The sequence below is a fragment of the Nocardia sp. 852002-51101_SCH5132738 genome, from assembly GCF_001665695.1.
In the GTDB taxonomy this organism is placed as follows: domain Bacteria; phylum Actinomycetota; class Actinomycetes; order Mycobacteriales; family Mycobacteriaceae; genus Nocardia; species Nocardia nova.
This window is the reverse complement of record NZ_LZML01000129.1, coordinates 1-16628: the sequence shown is the minus strand read 5'-3', so window position 1 is coordinate 16628 and position 16628 is coordinate 1. Positions and strand designations below refer to the sequence as shown.

Sequence of the window (16628 nt, the reverse complement as noted above, 5' to 3'; positions counted from 1 at the left end):
ACTACTTTCCGGTGAATTCGGGTGTGCGTTTGGCGAGGAAGGCGGCCTGGCCCTCGTAGCTGTCGGCGGATCGGATCGCCGATTCGAAGTTGCGCTTTTCGTGTTCGAGGCCCTGCGACAGCGTGGTCTCGAATGCGCGCAGGGCGGCGTCTTTGGCCAGCGCCACCGCCATCGGGGAGTTGCGCGAGATCCGGTGCGCCACGGCAGTCGCGTGGGCGACTGCCTCGCCGTCGGCGACGACTTCGGCTACCAGACCCGCATCGGCAGCCCACTGCGCCGAGACGAAGTCGCCGGTCAGCAACATCACCATGGCTTTGGACTTGCCGATCGCACGGATCAGGCGCTGGGTTCCGCCACCGCCGGGAATCACCCCGAGTTTTACCTCGGGGACACCGAATTGCGCGGAGCTACCAGCGATCACGATGTCGCAGGCGAGTGCGAGTTCGCAGCCGCCACCGAGGGCGAGGCCCTCGACCGCGGCGATGACCGGCTTGGGGTAGGTGCCCAGGTCGGCCCAGATCGTGCCGCCCAAGGCCGGCCGGTCACCGAGCAGCGGTTGGGCCCGCAGGCTGTCGAAGGCGGTGATGTCGGCGCCGGCGCAGAACAACCCTCCGGTGCCGGTGAGGACGACCGCGCGCACCGTGTCGTCGCCGCGCAGGTGCGCCAGTTCGAGATTCAGCGCGGCGAGCAACTCCTCGTTGAGGCTGTTCTGCGCGGCGGGCCGGCATAGTTCGAGGATCGCCACCGCGCCGTGGCGGGATGTTTGCAGGACTGTCATTGGTGCTCCGTGTAGATGTCGGCGTGCTGGGCGCGCAGGGACTTCTTGTCGAGCTTGCCGACGCTGGTGCGGGGCAGTGCATCGACGAACAGCACGGTGTCGGGGAGTTGCCACTTGGCGAACGTGCCGTCGAGGACACCGGTGACGTCGTCGAGGTCGAGTTCGGTGCCGTCGGTCGTGACGACGACGGCGACGGGGCGTTCCTGCCATTTCGGATGGGCCACGCCGATCACGGCGGCCTCGGTGATCTTTGGGTGTGAGAGGAGGGCGTTCTCCATGTCGATCGAGGAGATCCATTCGCCGCCGGACTTGACCACGTCCTTGATGCGGTCGGTGATCTTGAGGTAGCCGTTGGCGTCGATGGTGCCGACATCGCCGCTGCGCCAATATCCTTCGAAGAACTTGTCGGCGTCGTCGTCGAGCTTGTGATAGCGCTCGATGATCCACGGTCCGCGCAACAGCACCTCGCCTTGGCTTTGCCCGTCGTGCGGCACGTCGCGTCCCTCGGCGTCGAGCAGGCGGACGTCGACGCCGTTGACGGGAAGTCCCTGCTTGCGCTTGAGGTCCCATTTCTGCTCGTCGGACACGACCCCGCGTAGCGACGGCTTGAGGTCGCGGTTCACCGCGACCAGCGGGGTGGTCTCGGTGGCGCCGTAGGCGTGGATGACGTCGGCGCCGGTGATGTCGTGGAAGTCGCGCATCAGCGTCAGGGGCGGCTCGGTGGCGCCGGAGAGCAATCGGGCGCGCGAGAAATCGGGCGCGACGGCGAGGGTCTTGATGTAGTTCATCATCGGCTGGAAGATCGCTGGGGCCCCGTTGGCGACCGTGACCTGTTCGGCGATCATCGCGTCGACCAGGACCGAGGTTTCCTCGGCGACGTAGCGGCCGGGCAGCACGATCTTCGCGGCGCTGTAGACAGCCGCCTGCGGCAGCCCCCAGCCTTGTCCGTGGAACATCGGGGTGATGAGCATGACGGCGTCGTCGCTGCGCATCCCGAGACCGGCTACTTCGGCGAGGGTGTGCAGGTAGATGCCGCGGTGGGAGTAGTAGACGCCTTTTGGCCGGCCGGTGGTGCCGGTGGTGTAACAGGCGCTGTAGGTGGAGGTTTCGTCGATCACGGGCCAGTCGATCTCCGGATCCGAGCCGGCGACGAGGTCTTCCCAGTGCACCGCGCCGCGCAGCGTGGTGGTGATCTGCGACATCGGTTTGTCGGTCATCACGACCCAGGTCTGCACTCCCGGGGCGGCCGGGGCGAGCGCCTCGGCGACCGGCAGTAACGACTCGTCCACGAGGACGACCGATGCCCCACTGTGTGTGGTGACGTACCCCAGGTCCTCGACGGCCAGACGCATATTCATCTGCAGCATGACCGCGGCCAGGCCGGGAATTGCCCAGTACAGCTCGAAGTGTCGCTTGCTGTTCCAGTCGAGGATGCCGACGACGTCGGCCGGGCCCACACCGATCGAACGTAATGCGTTGGCGCTGCGCTGGATTCGCGTGTAGGCGTCGGCATAGGTGTAGCGGTCCCAGTTATTGTCGGCGGTGCGGAAGATGATCTCCTGCTCCGGGTACGTGCGGGCTGAATGCCGGATGAGTGTGGTGGTGTTGAGCTGGTAGTGATCGCCGTGTGTTGACGGCAGCCCTTTGACGATTTCGGTGGACATGATGGCGTGCCTGTCAGAGTCGTTCGATGATGGTGGTGTTGGCGGTGCCGTGTGCCTCGCAGATCGTCTGCAGACCCAGCCGGGTCTGCGACCGTTCGAGTTCGCATAGCAGATCGGTGAGCATGCGCGCACCGGTGGAGCCGAGGGGGTGGCCGATCGCGACGGATCCGCCGTTGACATTGAATTTGTCGTCGTCGAGCCCGAATTCCTGCGCGAACATCAGCGGCACGCCCGCGAATGCCTCGTTGACTTCGAATCGGTCGATGTCGTCGACTTCCAGCCCGGAGCGTTGCAGCGCCTTATGCGTTGCGTCGAGAATCGCGCTGAACTGGATGATTGGGTCCGCCGCAGCGACCGACAACGCCCGGAATCGAGCCCGCGGAACCAGGCCGTGCGCCTCCGCGAAGGCGCGGTCGGCGATCAGCAGCGCCGCGGCACCGTCGCTGAGCTGTGAGGAGTTCGCAGCCGTGGTGCGCCCCTCGGCGGCGAAGACCGTTTTCAGGGACGCGATCTTGGCCGGGTCCAGGCTGGACCGGATCCCCTCGTCCGCATCGATCGCCGGCCCAGACGGATCGGACGGGTCTGCGGTGATCGGGACGAGTTGATCGCGGAATCGTCCGTCGCGGGTGGCGGCGAGAGCACGCTCGTGGCTGCGAATGCTGAACGCGTCGAGCGCGTCGCGGGTGAGCCCGAACTTCTCATTCATCAGCTCCGAGGACGGGCCTTGAGCCATGAGCCCACCGCCATAGCGGGCGAGCTCGATCGGCCCGTACTGAGGGCCGAGCGGCGCACCGGGCTGAAACGCCGAAGGCATACTGACTTGTGACATCGATTCGACCCCGCACGCGATCGCCAGATCGTAGCTGCCGGCCATGACGCCCTGGGCCGCGAAGTTCACCGCCTGTTGACCTGAGCCGCACTGCCGGTCGACGGTGACCGCAGGCACCGACTCGGGCAGCCCTGCGGACAGCACGGCGTGGCGGCCTATGTTCGACGCCTGCTGCTCGTGCTGCAGTACGCACCCGGCGATGACGTCGTCGATCAGCACCGGGTCGATGCCGGTGCGGTCGACGAGGTGACGCAGCGTGTGACCAAGCAGATCCGCTGGGTGCCACGCGCTGAGGGCACCGCCCCGCTTGCCGACGGGGGTGCGCACCGCACCGACGATGACTGCTTCGCGACCGGTCATGATTGCCTCTCGAGAGATGTGCTGGGAACGGCGAGGGCGCGCGGGGCGCGGACCGCGTTGAGCGGAAGGCCTGCCCTCGCGGCGAGTGCCTCCTAGTGCGCAGTGGAGTGCGCGGCGAAAGCGAGCGCAAGATTCTCGTGCGTCGGCATGACAGCCAGGATTCCTGAATAGGCGCCGCGAAGTGGGGTTCGAGTGCACCGAGCGCAATATAGCCATCGCTCGTGGGGTAGATCCCGTAGGTGGCGATGGCGCCACCGAGAGGGGCGCCCGGGCCCATCAGCCCGTGCCGCACCGCGGCGCCCGCGTCGGCGGCGGCATGGTCGAGAGCCATCCGGCGCCGCCCGCCACGGCCGGTTCGCGCCCCGTCCCACAGGGCAAGGACGGCTTCGCTCACCACCCGTTCAGCGCCGAGCATGTCGGCGATCGGGACGGTCGGCATCGCCGGGGGCGTCAGAGTTGCGTGCACGGCCTGGTAGTTCAGGTCATGCCCGGGTTCTTCCTCCGAAGCCCCGTCGAAACCGACGATCTCGATGTGCCCGAGCCGAGGGAACCTCACGGCGAGATCGGCCACGCCGAGGCGGCGCAGAGCGGACGGGCGCATCGCGGTAATCAGCAGATCGGCCGTGCCCAGCAAGACGTCGAGCCGGGACCGGTCGGACGAATCCTTCAGGTCGAGGACGGTCACTTCTTGGCCTGTGGCCAGCTGCGTGTACCAGCCCGGCGTCACTGCTTGCAGCGGGTCTCCGGCGGGCGGTTCGACTTTGGTGACACGCGCCCCTTGGTCGCGAAGGCGCGCAGCGGCCAAGGGGCCGGGGAGGTTGACGGCGAGTGTCACGACGTGGATGCCGTCGAGGGGGTAGCTCATTCGATCCTCTTTCGAGAGGCGCTGTACGAATGTATAGCCCAGTACTCGACTGTATAGCAAGAGTTCGGCGGATATGATCGCCATGAGAATCGAGGGGAGGACGATGGAGCCAGGACACAACCCGCAGATTAAGCCGGGCGATCTGACCGGCAAGGCGCGCATCCGCAACACCGCGCTCGACCTCTACGCCGCAAAGGGTGAGGACGGTACGTCCATGCGGGCGATCGCGCAGGCGGCTGGCGTCACCGTCGGACTGCTGGTCCACCACTTCGGCACCAAAGACAGCATTCGCGACGCGGTCGACGACCTGGTCGTCGACTTCTTTGCGCACGCTATCGCGCAGGCGCCCGCCGCGACCGCGCCCCTGGCGATCGCCGCGGCACGCAATGAGGCGGTGGCGCAGATGCTGGCGTCGCACCCCGAGGTCGTGAACTATCTCCGACGGACACTGCTCGAACCCGGTGGCCACCGAAGCACGCTGCTGGGCAAACTCACCACCCTGACCCACCGCGAGATCACGGCGCTGCGGAATGCGGGTGTCGCGTCCACGGACCGCCAGGAATCCAGTCAGGTCATCGAACTGGTTGTCCGGCAGGTGGGGCAGCTGTTCCTGCAGCCGATGATCGACGCGATGTGGGAACACTTCCACGGCCCGGACGCACCGGACACCGGCAAGCCGGTGCTCGCAGTGGGCATCCGAGACGGCGACCGGGGCGAGTTCTGACTTGCCCGGCGCAATCTCGATATCGCCCTGTTGGTCAAGGGCTTTCGGATCGGTCAGAGGGTGTTCTGGAACTACGTGATCCAGACGGTCGATGAGGCGATCCAATGACCCGGGACTGCGATCTGCCGCATTAGTGCTGTTGTGGGAGTGTGCCACCGAGTGGATAGACGTCGCGCTCGACGCGGGCATCGCGGCCTACAGTGACGAACGCGAGCAATTGCAGCGCGGCGCGCTCGGCCGACGTACGGCGGCTGTCCATAGGGTGTTGCGCGGCGATGCGGTCGACATCGACGAGCTGTCGCTGACCCTGGGACATCCAATGCGCCACTTCCAGACAGCGTTGGTCTTGACCTCCGACGAGAACGCCACAGAGCCGGACGTCCTCCGGTCGCTTGAGCGCTGTGCAGCGGACTTCAGCGCCGCACTCGCAGGTTTTCGTTCGATGACGATTCCCAGCACGACACGAAGCCTGTGGGCGTGGGTTGCCTCGACCCGCCCGCTGACCGAATCGACCGTTCTGCCGCAACCCCGTACGGGAGTGCATGCAGCACTGGGAACATCGATCCCGGGGGGTGGCCGGTTTCATCCGAAGCCATCATGAGGCAATGGCCGCCCAGCGCGTCGCAGTCAACGGTGCGACTCGTATGCCGTTGATCAAATATGCCGACGTCGAGCTTGTCTGCCTCACTACGGGGGATGGCAGTATCGACGCGATGCGGACGCTCATCGCACGCGAGCTGGGGCGACTGGCAGCCCGGGGCGAGGCGACCGAACGACTGCGCGAGACCTTGCGCGTCTATTTGGCCAGCGGCTGCCATGCGGGACGAACCGGCGAGGTATTGGGGGTGCACCCCAATACGGTGCGGTATCGAGTCCGGCATGCTGAGGGGATGCTCGGCCGAATCGTTGAAGAACGGCGCGTTCACATCGAACTCGCACTGCGCGCTCTGCACACCTTCGGCGACGGGCTCCTTCCCGAGGTGCCCACCCTCGAACGATGACGCCGCCGCGTAGCTGAACACAGCAGCCGGCGCGCCGCCCTCGTCCTTACTGTGGTGCTGGACAATCCGTACTATGTCGATCCCACCTGACTGTCCTCGTTCTCGCTGCCAATTCGCCGCAATCCATCTCGGCGGATATCGGTGAGCTCGTAGCTTCCGTCCGCGGCTGTAGTGGTCGCGGCGACGACAACGTTGCCGCGACCGAGCAGGTGGACGGCTGCGTTGGCGATGGGAATCCTGGTGTGGGCATCGCGGATGGTGCCGACCAGTCGGCCGACACACGGGTCAGGACGATCTCGCAGCGCCGAGCCGGATCGGCGTCGATGTGAGCGGTCGTGGCCGCCGGATTGTACCTGCGGGCACTCGCGGTGGCAGTGAACGCACCGGGGAAACCACGCCGGGCGTCGACGTAGCCGAACCTCCGCCGCCGACGATGGCACCTACACCATGCCGATCCCGGAGCCGGGTACCTATGCCCGGATGCCAACCCGGCGCGGTCGCGTTCACAGCAACAACCGAAGCCCTTCCCCGCCACGACGTCACGCTGTCGAGCGCGACCAGCCTGCCGGGCTGCGTCCATGATCAGTTCGGCGAACCCGTCGCCGATGCGACACACGATAAGGGTGACGGCGGCATCGGGCATCGGTCTACCGTCCCGGTCACGGATGGTTCCACGCAGGCCCGGCGCGGTCGTGGGCGTCAAGGGGAATACGCGGAGGTGACCGGCGAGGGAGTTGAGATCGGGACTCGTGGCCAGGATCGAGTCGGGACTGTGCTGGGTCATTGGTTCGATGTGGGCATGGTCGGCGGACGGCTTGTGGTGCAAGCGGCGTTGGAACGCGCGGTCGGGCAGTTCGCGCAAGCCACGTATTGTTGGCCGAGGACAAGGGCATTCGCTGCATCTGCGCTCAGCTCGGCCTGGCGTGCGGCATGACCCATTGGCCCGCCCGCACTATGTCGCCGGACTCTCCGCGCAGCGTGCACCCTCCTCTACAGGCTGTTCGACTGTTGCGTTAGTGGACTTTCGGTTCGGCTGCGTCGCGCGTCGTGCGCTCATCATGCGGAGCGGCTATCGTCGTTCTGTGGCCGTTCGTTTCGTGCGGCAGAGCGAATCCGGTTGCGAGGCTTTTGAATGCACAGTCGAGTATCTGGGTCAGGTCAGCGTCAGGTTCGGCCAGCCAGTATTCATATCCCGAGATCGCGACGCCCAGTGCGGCGTAGCTGACGGATCGTGGGATGAGATCGCCAACCGGGAGACCGAGCCGCATCGCTACGAATTCCGCAACGAACGCACGCCATTCGCGATATCGCAAGGTGGAGTGTGCCTGGAGTGCGGGTACGCGCAGGATCAGTTCCATACGTTTGCGGTGCCAGGGGACCTGGTCGGCGTCGAACCGGTTGAAGTCGACAACCACGGTGCGCACCGCGTCCATGATCGGCTGATCGTCGGGGCATCGGGCGAAGCGCTCGCGCATCACCCGCAACTGATCGCTGAAGCTTCCCCACACGACATCGTTCTTTGATTCGAAGTAGCGGAAGAATGTCCGCTTCGTGATGCCAGCGGTGGTCGCGATGTCCTCGACTGTGGTTGCTTCGAATCCATGCTGTTCGAACAGGGCGAACGCGACCTTCTCGAGTTCCGTGGCGCTGGTCGAGGGGCGCCGCCCGCGCCGGTTGGCGGTCTTCGCCGCAGGGTTGCCGGACATTGCCTCTTTCTTTTCGACACCGAGTGACATTATGCTTCTGGTCACAGAACAAGCCTTTCAATGGTCAGGAGCCGACATGAGGGAACTCGAAACCAACCCGACCGTAGCGTGCCACGAAGACATCGTGATCGAGGAGGACCTCCTCATAGAGGACGTCTCGATCGATGGCATGTGCGGTGTCTACTGAGACGATGCCGTTCGACCCGGCCCGCCCGTACGCGCTGGCGGGATCAGTGTCATTGCGGCCCGAGGCGTTCGGAGCGCTCGCGTACGACTACGTGACGCGTCGGCTTTCATTTCTCAAGTCCCCATTGCTGGTTGCCGTCGTTCGGGAGCTGGCCGACCAGCCGGATGTCACTGCGGCGTTGGCTGCGGCCGAGGTTCCGGTTGCCGAACGCGAACGTTATCTGCGTGCGCTCGCTGGACTGTGTGAGGCCGGAACCATCTGTCCTCGTGCCATCGGGTGACCGGCGAACAGGAATCACCATGAAACTCATCGAATACTTCGAACACGGCCTGGATGCGCCGATCTGCCTGACGTGGGAGTTGACCTACGCATGCAATCTGGCGTGCGAGCACTGTTTATCCTCGTCGGGGCGGCGAGACCCACGTGAGCTGTCGACGGCAGAATGCAAAGCGGTCATCGACGAGCTGCAGAGGATGCAGGTGTTCTACGTCAACATAGGCGGCGGCGAGCCGACGGTACGACACGACTTCTGGGAGCTGCTGGATTATGCGGTAGACCACGGTGTCGGCGTGAAGTTCTCCACGAACGGAGTGCGGCTCACCTCCGAGCGCTCCAGGCAGCTGGCGGCGGCCGATTACGTCGACGTGCAGATCTCGCTTGACGGCGCGACAGCCGAAGTCAATGACGCTGTGCGGGGGAAGGGATCGTTTGCGATGGCGTATCGCGCGATGGAGAATCTGTCGAACGTCGGCTTCGAGAACTTCAAGATCTCGGTGGTGATGACCCGTCACAACGTGGGTCAACTCGACCAATTCAAGGCCATCGCGGATCAATTCGGCGCGCAGCTACGCATTACGCGGCTGCGGCCGTCCGGTCGCGGCGCTGACGTGTGGAACGAATTGCACCCCACGGCCGCTCAGCAACTTCAAATCTACGATTGGCTCGTCGACCATGGTGAGCAGGTGCTCACCGGGGATTCCTTCTTCCACCTCAATGCGCTCGGATCCACACCGCTACCGGGGTTGAATCTGTGCGGCGCAGGCCGGGTCGTTTGCCTGATCGACCCGGTCGGCGACGTCTATGCCTGCCCTTTCGCCATTCACGACGAATTTCTTGCGGGCAACGTTCGTGATCCGGGTGGCTTCAAAACTGTGTGGCGCACATCGAAGTTGTTCACACGATTGCGCCAACCGCAGGGCGGTGGTGCGTGTGCGTCTTGTTCGGCCTTCGACGTTTGCAAAGGCGGATGTGCGGCAGCGAAGTTCTTCACCGGGTTGCCGCTGGATGGCCCCGACCCCGAATGCGTACGCGGCCAAGCCGAATCCTCACTGGCCCTGGCTCAAGCGTCCGGATTCCGACCCATTTCGGACAAGGATCACTCCCGTCCCGACCAATCGCGTCGACCAGTGGCCTTGGGCATACCGATGACGCGTACCAGGGACACTGTGCCGGATCGGGCTTGTGACATCAGTCCGCTGGCTGGGCTGGCTTAGCTCGGATCAGCATTACAGCAAGGATTTTCATGGCGAGCACACGAGACTGGTTCGAATCCGTTGCCGAGGCGCAGCGGCGAGCACGCAAACGTGTACCCAAATCCGTCTACCTGGCCCTGTTGGCAGGATCCGAAGCGGGAGTCACGCTCGAGGACAATACGAAGGCATTCGCCGAACTCGGTTTTCGCCCGCATATCGCAGGCTTGCCGCCGATCCGTGATCTCAGCACAACGGTTCTCGGGCAAGAGATTTCAATGCCGGTGATTTGTTCCCCCACCGGCGTGCAGGCCGTCGACCCGGCCGGGGAGGTCGGCGTTGCCCGCGGTGCCGCGATGTCGGGCACCGCGGTGGGTCTGTCCTCGTTCGGTTCCAAGCCGATCGAGGAGGTGGTCGCTGCGAACGAGAAGACGTTCTTTCAGGTGTATTGGCTCGGCAGCAGGGACGCGATGGCCGCCCGGATGGACCGTGCCCGCGACGCTGGAGCGAAAGGGGTGATCGTCACTCTCGACTGGGTCTTCGCAACTGCCCGTGACTGGGGGAGCCCGGCATTGCCGGAGCGCATCGATATCAAGACGGCTACGAAGTTCGCTCCTCAGGTGCTGGCTCGGCCAGGTTGGCTGCTGCGGTTCGCGCGCTCGGGTAGTCTGCCCGACCTCACCACCCCGAACCTTGTGCAGCCGGGTCAGGGGCGGCCGACATTCTTCGGAGCGTATGGCGAATGGATGGGAACCGCGCCGCCTACCTGGGAAGATCTAGCCTGGCTGCGGCAGCAGTGGGACGGTCCCTTCCTGATCAAGGGCATCTCGCACCCCGACGACGCCAAACGTGCCGTCGATACAGGGGCCACCGCCATCTCCGTCTCCAATCACGGCGGCAACAACCTGGACTCCACCCCCGCCGCGATCCGCCTGCTGCCCAGCATCGTCAATACCGTCGGCGGCCAGGTGGAGATTCTTCTCGACGGCGGCGTCCGCCGTGGCAGTGACGTCGTCAAAGCGCTTGCGCTGGGCGCCCGGGCGGTGATGATCGGCCGTCCGTATCTCTGGGGTATGGCCGCCGCCGGCGACCGCGGCGTGCACAACGTGCTCGAGGTACTGCGGCAGGGTATCGACTCGACGCTGTATGGACTGGGTCGGTCCTCGGTCCACGAACTGACCCCTGACGATGTTCTAGTCCCGGATGGGTTCACTAGGGGGGCATGATGACAGATGCCCCGGTTGCAATCGTCACTGGTGCCGCCCGCGGCATCGGGGCCGCGACTGTGCATCGCCTGGTCGGTACGGGCTGGCGGGTGATCGCCGTCGACATCTGTGCCGACGATCCGCACGTCCCCTATCCGCTAGCAACCCGCTCACAACTCGAAGGGGTAATTGGCGTACATGGCGACGTCACGCTTGGAATTGTCGCCGACGTGCGCGACGGCAGCGCCCTAGCCGAAGCGGTGCGAACTGCCGAAGAGCGATTCGGACGCCTGGACGCCGCCGTTGCCGCCGCTGCTGTCGTCCTCGGCGGCCGCCCGCTCTGGGAGACCGCACAGGACGATTGGACCCCGATGTTCGACATCGGGGTCCATGGAGTCGCGAACCTCGCGCGCGCCGCGATTCCCGCGATGATGCGGCGACCCGAACCTCGGGCCGGACGGTTTATCGCACTCGCGTCTGCCGCCGCCCACCATGGGCTGTGGCATTTGGCCGGCTATGCCGCTGCCAAGCATGCGGTGGTGGGTCTGGTCAAAGGTCTCGCGCAGGATCTGCGCGGCACCGGAATCACCGCGACCGCAGTCTCTCCTGGCTCCACGCGTACCGACATGCTTGTGGAGTCCGCGAGGATCTATGGTCTCGCCTCCGTCGATGGATTCGCCGAACATCAACTGCTGCAGCGGATTCTCGAGCCCGACGAGGTCGCTGCGATTGTCGCTTGGTTGTGCTCGCCCGATGCTGCGGCTGTGACGGGTAGCGTTGTCAATGCAGATGGTGGCTTCCAGCCATGACTTTCCAAATACGTCTCGACCGCCGAGTTCGACGAATGCACGGCGGTCGTCTCCTGCTCGGCGGTGCACCCATGCGGCTGGTGCGTCTCAGCCCGGCTGGCGCGGAGCGGTTGGACGCATGGCTTGCTGGGGTTCCGGTGGGAAGCGATCCGGCTGAGTGTGCCTTGGCCCGGCGTCTGCTCGACGCCGATCTGGCGTATCCTGTCTCGACCGGGGGCGGTTTGACGACCGATGATGTGACGGTTGTCGTTCCTGTCAAGGATAACTCCCAGGGGCTCGCCCGACTGCTCACCGCTGTTTCCGACGTGCCTCGGCGAATCGTCGTTGATGACGGTTCGGCTGTTCCGATCGCCAAATCCGATATCCGCCATGATGTTCCGCGCGGCCCCGCCGCAGCCCGCAACGCGGGCTGGCGACGCGCGGACACAGCGGTGGTCGCCTTTCTCGACTCGGACACCATTCCCGATGACCGTTGGCTCGAAAGTCTGCTGCCATTGTTCGACGCCCCCTCTGTCGCAGCCGTGGCCCCCCGAATTCGATCACTGCGCACCGGACGGTTCGGCCGATACGACGTCGAGTCATCGAGCCTGGACATGGGACCTGACCCGGCGCTCGTGCGGCCGGTCGGCCGGGTACGGTACGTGCCCAGCGCCGCGCTCCTCGTTCGCCGCGTTGCCCTGGAATCCGTCGGCGGATTCGACGAGGATCTACGGTTCGGTGAGGACGTAGATCTGGTCTGGCGCCTGGCAGACACGGGATTTTCGGTTCGCTATCAGCCATCGTCGGTGGTCAGACATGAGCCACGCCACAAGCTTGGTGAATGGCTCAGGCAACGATTCGACTACGGTACCTCGGCCGCTGCCCTCGCCGTCCGGCATGGTGAGAGGCTGCGCTGCGCACAGCTTTCGCGTGCTCATTCCGCCGTGGCTTTGCTGGCGCTGATCGGGCATCCGATCGTCGCCACCATGGGTGGGGTCGCTGCGGCTGCACGGGCCACCCATCGCCTGCGCAGCCTGGATATCCCGGTCGGCGTCGCCGCCACCACGGTGACGGCTGGACATGTAGGCGTGTTATTCCAAGTGGCGGATGCATTGCGACGAGTATGGTGGTTGCCGGCATTGGCCAGCCGGCGCCGCTGGGCGATCCTAGCGGCGGCTTTCCTGCCGCCGATAGCCGGGGGCCTCAGGCGCGGCCGCGGGCCGGTGTGGTTGATGATGCGGATTGCCGACGATCTGGCCTACGGTTCAGGAGTCTGGGCCGGATGCCTGCGGCACGGTGTTGTCGAGCCGCTCCTGCCGCGTATCGCTCCACCGCGTGGTGTGTCGCGATGAAGCTTGCTGAACAGCGTTCGCCTGAACTTGCCGGTCGTGCCGGTAAACTGCTGCTGGCCGTGCCTCTCGGCGCGACAGAACAGCACGGTCCACATTTGCCGGTAGGCACCGACACCGCTATCGCCACCGAACTGTGTCGCCGCCTGGCTGCGTGGTTACCCGATATCGTTGTGGCCCCGGCGCTTCCGTATGGGTCCAGCGGCGAGCATGCTGGGTTTTCGGGCACGCTCTCCATCGGCCGTGCGGCTCTCGAGTTGCTGGTTGTAGAACTCGTGCGCTCCGCCGACGCCTTCGCCGGAGTGGTCCTCGTCAATGGGCACGGCGGTAACGTCCCATCACTACGGGCGGCAGTCGCCACATTAGCGGAGGAGGGCCGGGCCGTCATGTTGTGGTCGCCGTCTGGAAGGGCCGACGACAGCCATGCGGGCCATTCGGAGACCTCGGTGATGCTCTTTCTCCGCCCGGACGATGTCGCCAAAGATCAGGCTCGACCTGGAAATGCCCGACCTCTGCCCGAACTGTTCGACACTATCCGTCGGCATGGCATACGCGCGGTCAGCCCGACCGGCGTACTCGGCGACCCACCCGCGCCTGCGCGGCAGACGGTTCGAAGATCCTTGATCGGTGGGCCGAGGAGTTGGTCACCGCAACACACGAGCGGTTCCAGTCGTGTCCGCCGACCGCCGGACCGTGAACAGGCTCTTGGTTTCCACACCGCCGACCATTGAGGGCCTCGGCGTTGCGCCGATATCCGCTGCGACCGGGCCGTGGCGGCGTAGAAGGGTGCGATCCGCTGTTCCGCCGCGCGGCGGCGGAGTTTCCCCATAGTCGCTGAAACGGCTTGGCCCGACTGTCGAAGATAGGACCGAACCCGGCGTCACGGACGGCCGGAATCGATGTTCCTCTGCCAAGTGCGTTCCGGTCGGCGCTTGAAGTAGGCCGGGGTCGTCAATAGTGCGGTCTGGCCGCCGCCGGAATGCCCGGCCGCCACGGAGTGGCCCAGATAGATCTTGTTGAACGAGACCGTGCTCCTGGGCATCGACACCCACAAGGACATCCATGTTGCCACCCAGTGTCATCGGAATTCAGGGATAGGTGCTGGGTCGCAACATCTTTCAACTCGACTGCCTCAGTGAACAGGAATTGGACCTGGTCGGACCGTGCTGCGGCTCGCTCTCTCCGTTGCGCCCAGATCATGATCTTGCCGTGGCCGCCACAACGGCAGATCGGTGTCCATTCTTCGGACAGTTACCGCACCTCATTTCAGTGAAATATGTCTCAAACAACATTTGACAGGCCGTAGGAGGATGCGATGACCAGCGAAGCCGATTATCCCGTGCAGACTAGCCTTCCAGTTCGCACAAGGGATAAAGGGATAACCGCATCATGACGGGCGAGGACTCGGCGGTGGCTTCGCCTGCGCCACGGCCGATACCCACATCGATCGGATCTTCGGCTCGACCGAGCCGGCCGGGGAGAACTATGGTGGCCAGGACGCTAATCATTGTCGCCTTGGTTCCCGTGACGGCGTTTTACCTGTTTCCGCGGGTCTACAACCTGGTCGCTACGCCGTACCGGCTGGACCAGACGATCATTTCGGCAAGTAACTACAACCCGGCGCTGACCCAGATCGTGGCACACGAGGAGATGACCGTTGCCGCATTCGGCGCGCTGGACCAGATGAACACGGCATTGCACGAGGTCCTGGCTATTGACGCAACCGTTGCCGCTGAACTGAATACTCTGATCGGTCAGAACAGCGGAGACGTGCAACGCACTCTTTATCTCGCCCGGACGAACGTGTCCGAGTTGGTGGCCGCGCTCGACATCCTGGCCAGGCGTATCTCCTCGGTCCAGCCACCCGTCGTGGCCGCATCCTCAGCGTTGGCCGATAACAGGGCCACTCTCGCGGCGATCCTAGATGACGCCCGCTCGACAGCCGCGAAGGTCCACGGTGCGCGCGTCTCAGCGGAAAGCGCCGCTGATGACCTGTCCGGAAAATAGGAGGTCAGGCCGTGAATGTATTCGGACGCCCGGGGGCCCGGCCAGGATGGTCCATTCGATCGTCGCGGTCGGTGTGCTCGGGTTGCTCGCGTTCGTCGTGCTCGACCTGAATACTCGGCTCGATAACCAGCAGCGTGTCAATGAGACGAGCATCAGCGCATCGGAAGGGGTCGTCGAAGTCAACGACAGGTTGACCAGCCAGCTTCAGCAACTGACCCAGCTCACCCAAACGGCGCAACGCGCCCTCGACGCAACCGCGGCGTTGGGGCCCTTGTTGAGCGAGTTGGACGAGGCGATCGCTCCCGCCGCGGAAATGCTCGCCACCGGTACCTCGGGTGCGCAGTTGACCAACGACCAACTCGCCGGAATCCAGTCTGTTCTCGAGGAGATTCAGAGCGTAGTGCTGCCCTTGGTGTCCGCGGCGGAAGCGTTCGGCGAGCAGGGAACGCAGCTGCTGGACATCGTCCGCAGGCTGGTCGGTGACCTTACCAGTTCTGTCGCGGCGGCCCGGACGATCAACCAGATGCTTCCGTTGCCGGGCTAGGCCGCTGGGCGGCCTCGCGCACATACTCCTCATCCCGAAGGGAAACGTGACTATGCAGCGGACTGAAGAATTGTCTCCCGAGTCGGTTCCGCACCCTGGCTTCGCGATCGCTACGGAGTGGTTGGGCCGTCTGGCTGCAGTCCTGGCCGTGATCCTGTTCGTGCTTGTGCTGTCCGCGATCCAGAAGGGACTGTCAGTTCAAGACAGCACGCGCTCAATCGTCGACAATTTCCGCACCACCAATGAGATGTTTTCCGAGCGGGCTGATCTCGCCGCACCGGCGACCGCACGTCGACAACTCGACGAGCTGAAGGAGATTCTGGCCCAGCTCAACAGTGTGGCGTCGGCGGACGTGGATCATCTGGCGGCATTGCTCCCGAACGCCAGCGCGCTGCGTGCGGCCGGCGAGAGCGACGTTCAGATCGCCGCTCAACTCCAAGGTATGGCTGCCACGCTGGCGGACGCGGCGACGTCCCTGCATCGGATCTCGGCTGCGGCGAATACCACTGTTTCCGAAATCAATGACGAACTGGGCCGAGCGCTCGAACTGGTCGCCCAGCTCAATGCGGAACTGACACGAACTACAAACAAGCTCGCGCCGCTGCCGGCCCAGGACGCGGTGATTCCGGCCCCCGGAGGTAACTGATGTTGATCACCATAAAGACTTGGACCGCTGTGGTACTCGTGTTCGGCGTGGGATCGGCGGCAGCCCTGTGTGTGCTGAACGGGTTCTGAGTCCCCCCGGTGAGTCCGGGGACTTCATCTTCTGTGAAGGATGGAGTCGTGTCGTCAAGGAAGAAGTACCCGGTCGAGTTGCGTGAGCGGGCCGTGCGGATGTTCGCCGAGATCCGTGATCAGCACGAGTCGGAGTGGGCTGCGATGAAGGCGGTTGCCGATCTGCTCGGAGTGGGGACGCCGGAGACGGTCCGCAAGTGGATCCGGCAAGGCCAGATCGATCTGGGTGCCCGGCCGGGTGTCACCAGCGAGGAGTCCGCGGAGCTGAAGCGGCTGCGGCGGGAGAACGCAGAACTCAAGCGCGCCAACGCAATTCTGAAATCGGCGTCGATTTTCTTCGCGTCAATGTAATGCTGTTGGCACCCAGCGGGGTTCGCTCGTTTTTTCGCTGCCCCAGCGTTGCGATGCTGGTGGCTT

Annotated in this window: 18 protein-coding genes and 2 pseudogenes; 14 read left to right on the top strand and 6 right to left on the bottom strand. The window is 64.7% G+C overall.

The genetic code is table 11. The features are described 5' to 3' along the window. Nucleotide 1: 1 nt before the first annotated feature. The 4 genes and pseudogenes from A5789_RS18870 to A5789_RS35700 all read right to left on the bottom strand — a co-directional run bounded on the left by A5789_RS18870 (nt 2) and on the right by A5789_RS35700 (nt 4496). Nucleotides 2-778 (bottom strand): enoyl-CoA hydratase/isomerase family protein, encoded by a 777-nt coding sequence (locus A5789_RS18870; protein WP_064907150.1) that lies wholly within the window; start codon nt 776-778, stop codon nt 2-4. Then, nucleotides 775-2442 carry a long-chain-fatty-acid--CoA ligase gene (locus A5789_RS18865; protein ID WP_064907151.1) on the bottom strand — a complete coding sequence of 556 codons (1668 nt, stop codon included), beginning with the start codon at nt 2440-2442 and terminating at the stop codon, nt 775-777. The genes A5789_RS18870 and A5789_RS18865 overlap by 4 nt, the downstream gene beginning before the upstream one ends. 13 nt (nt 2443-2455) lie before the next feature. Beyond that, a complete protein-coding gene (locus A5789_RS18860) occupies nt 2456-3631 on the bottom strand; it encodes a thiolase family protein (protein ID WP_064907152.1) in 1176 nt (391 codons plus the stop codon). Between the two features lie 92 nt (nt 3632-3723). Beyond that, a pseudogene (locus tag A5789_RS35700) lies at nt 3724-4496 on the bottom strand (CoA transferase). Between the two features lie 103 nt (nt 4497-4599). Between A5789_RS35700 and A5789_RS18850 the strand changes: the two are divergent. The 3 genes from A5789_RS18850 (at nt 4600) to A5789_RS18840 (ending at nt 6221) form a co-directional block, all read left to right on the top strand. After that, entirely contained in the window at nt 4600-5220 is a 621-nt protein-coding gene (locus A5789_RS18850; RefSeq protein WP_064907154.1) for a TetR/AcrR family transcriptional regulator, read from the top strand. 133 nt (nt 5221-5353) lie between these two features. Further along, a complete protein-coding gene (locus A5789_RS36680; RefSeq protein WP_155525873.1) occupies nt 5354-5821 on the top strand; it encodes a hypothetical protein in 468 nt (155 codons plus the stop codon). A gap of 4 nt (nt 5822-5825) precedes the next feature. Further along, nucleotides 5826-6221 (top strand): helix-turn-helix domain-containing protein, encoded by a 396-nt coding sequence (locus A5789_RS18840; protein ID WP_064907155.1) that lies wholly within the window; start codon nt 5826-5828, stop codon nt 6219-6221. Nucleotides 6222-7234: 1013 nt separating this feature from the next. Here the strand turns inward: A5789_RS18840 and mftR are convergent. Next, entirely contained in the window at nt 7235-7927 is a 693-nt protein-coding gene (mftR, locus tag A5789_RS18835) for a mycofactocin system transcriptional regulator (protein ID WP_064927320.1), read from the bottom strand. A gap of 76 nt (nt 7928-8003) precedes the next feature. Here mftR and mftA point away from each other — a divergent pair, with 76 nt between their 5' ends. Genes mftA through mftE form a run of 7 tightly spaced genes read left to right on the top strand, consistent with a single transcriptional unit; the run spans nt 8004 to nt 13656 of the window. After that, nucleotides 8004-8114, top strand: a complete 111-nt coding sequence (gene mftA / locus A5789_RS18830; protein ID WP_155525872.1) for a mycofactocin precursor MftA — start codon at nt 8004-8006, stop codon at nt 8112-8114. A 4-nt stretch (nt 8115-8118) separates the two neighbouring features. Beyond that, complete coding sequence (gene mftB / locus A5789_RS18825; RefSeq protein ID WP_227463115.1) at nt 8119-8394, top strand: mycofactocin biosynthesis chaperone MftB; 276 nt, start codon at nt 8119-8121, stop codon at nt 8392-8394. 19 nt (nt 8395-8413) lie between these two features. Continuing rightward, the gene (gene mftC, locus A5789_RS18820; RefSeq protein ID WP_064907159.1) at nt 8414-9607 is read left to right on the top strand and encodes a mycofactocin radical SAM maturase; all 1194 of its coding nucleotides are present in this window, start codon (nt 8414-8416) and stop codon (nt 9605-9607) included. Nucleotides 9608-9636: 29 nt separating this feature from the next. Beyond that, nucleotides 9637-10809 carry a pre-mycofactocin synthase MftD gene (gene mftD / locus A5789_RS18815; RefSeq protein ID WP_064907160.1) on the top strand — a complete coding sequence of 391 codons (1173 nt, stop codon included), beginning with the start codon at nt 9637-9639 and terminating at the stop codon, nt 10807-10809. After that, nucleotides 10806-11597, top strand: a complete 792-nt coding sequence (locus tag A5789_RS18810) for a mycofactocin-coupled SDR family oxidoreductase (protein ID WP_227463114.1) — start codon at nt 10806-10808, stop codon at nt 11595-11597. The genes mftD and A5789_RS18810 overlap by 4 nt, the downstream gene beginning before the upstream one ends. Next, nucleotides 11594-12928, top strand: a complete 1335-nt coding sequence (gene mftF / locus A5789_RS18805; protein ID WP_064907161.1) for a mycofactocin biosynthesis glycosyltransferase MftF — start codon at nt 11594-11596, stop codon at nt 12926-12928. Before A5789_RS18810 ends, mftF begins: the two co-directional genes overlap by 4 nt. Continuing rightward, the gene (mftE, locus tag A5789_RS35695; protein WP_082940805.1) at nt 12925-13656 is read left to right on the top strand and encodes a mycofactocin biosynthesis peptidyl-dipeptidase MftE; all 732 of its coding nucleotides are present in this window, start codon (nt 12925-12927) and stop codon (nt 13654-13656) included. The genes mftF and mftE overlap by 4 nt, the downstream gene beginning before the upstream one ends. A 149-nt stretch (nt 13657-13805) precedes the next feature. Here mftE and A5789_RS18800 read toward each other — a convergent pair whose 3' ends face one another. Then, the gene (locus A5789_RS18800; RefSeq protein ID WP_156747664.1) at nt 13806-13967 is read right to left on the bottom strand and encodes a hypothetical protein; all 162 of its coding nucleotides are present in this window, start codon (nt 13965-13967) and stop codon (nt 13806-13808) included. A 443-nt stretch (nt 13968-14410) separates the two neighbouring features. Between A5789_RS18800 and A5789_RS18795 the strand changes: the two genes are divergently transcribed. The 4 genes and pseudogenes from A5789_RS18795 to A5789_RS18780 form a co-directional block, all read left to right on the top strand. Next, entirely contained in the window at nt 14411-14932 is a 522-nt protein-coding gene (locus A5789_RS18795) for a hypothetical protein (protein WP_064907163.1), read from the top strand. Nucleotides 14933-14978: 46 nt separating this feature from the next. Continuing rightward, a complete protein-coding gene (locus A5789_RS18790; protein WP_227463113.1) occupies nt 14979-15476 on the top strand; it encodes a hypothetical protein in 498 nt (165 codons plus the stop codon). A 52-nt stretch (nt 15477-15528) separates the two neighbouring features. After that, nucleotides 15529-16122, top strand: coding sequence for a hypothetical protein (locus A5789_RS18785; RefSeq protein ID WP_082940804.1), 594 nt, complete (start codon nt 15529-15531; stop codon nt 16120-16122). Between the two features lie 188 nt (nt 16123-16310). Next, nucleotides 16311-16547, top strand: a pseudogene (locus A5789_RS18780) (IS3 family transposase); the annotation flags it as partial. Between the last annotated feature and the right edge of the window lie 81 nt (nt 16548-16628).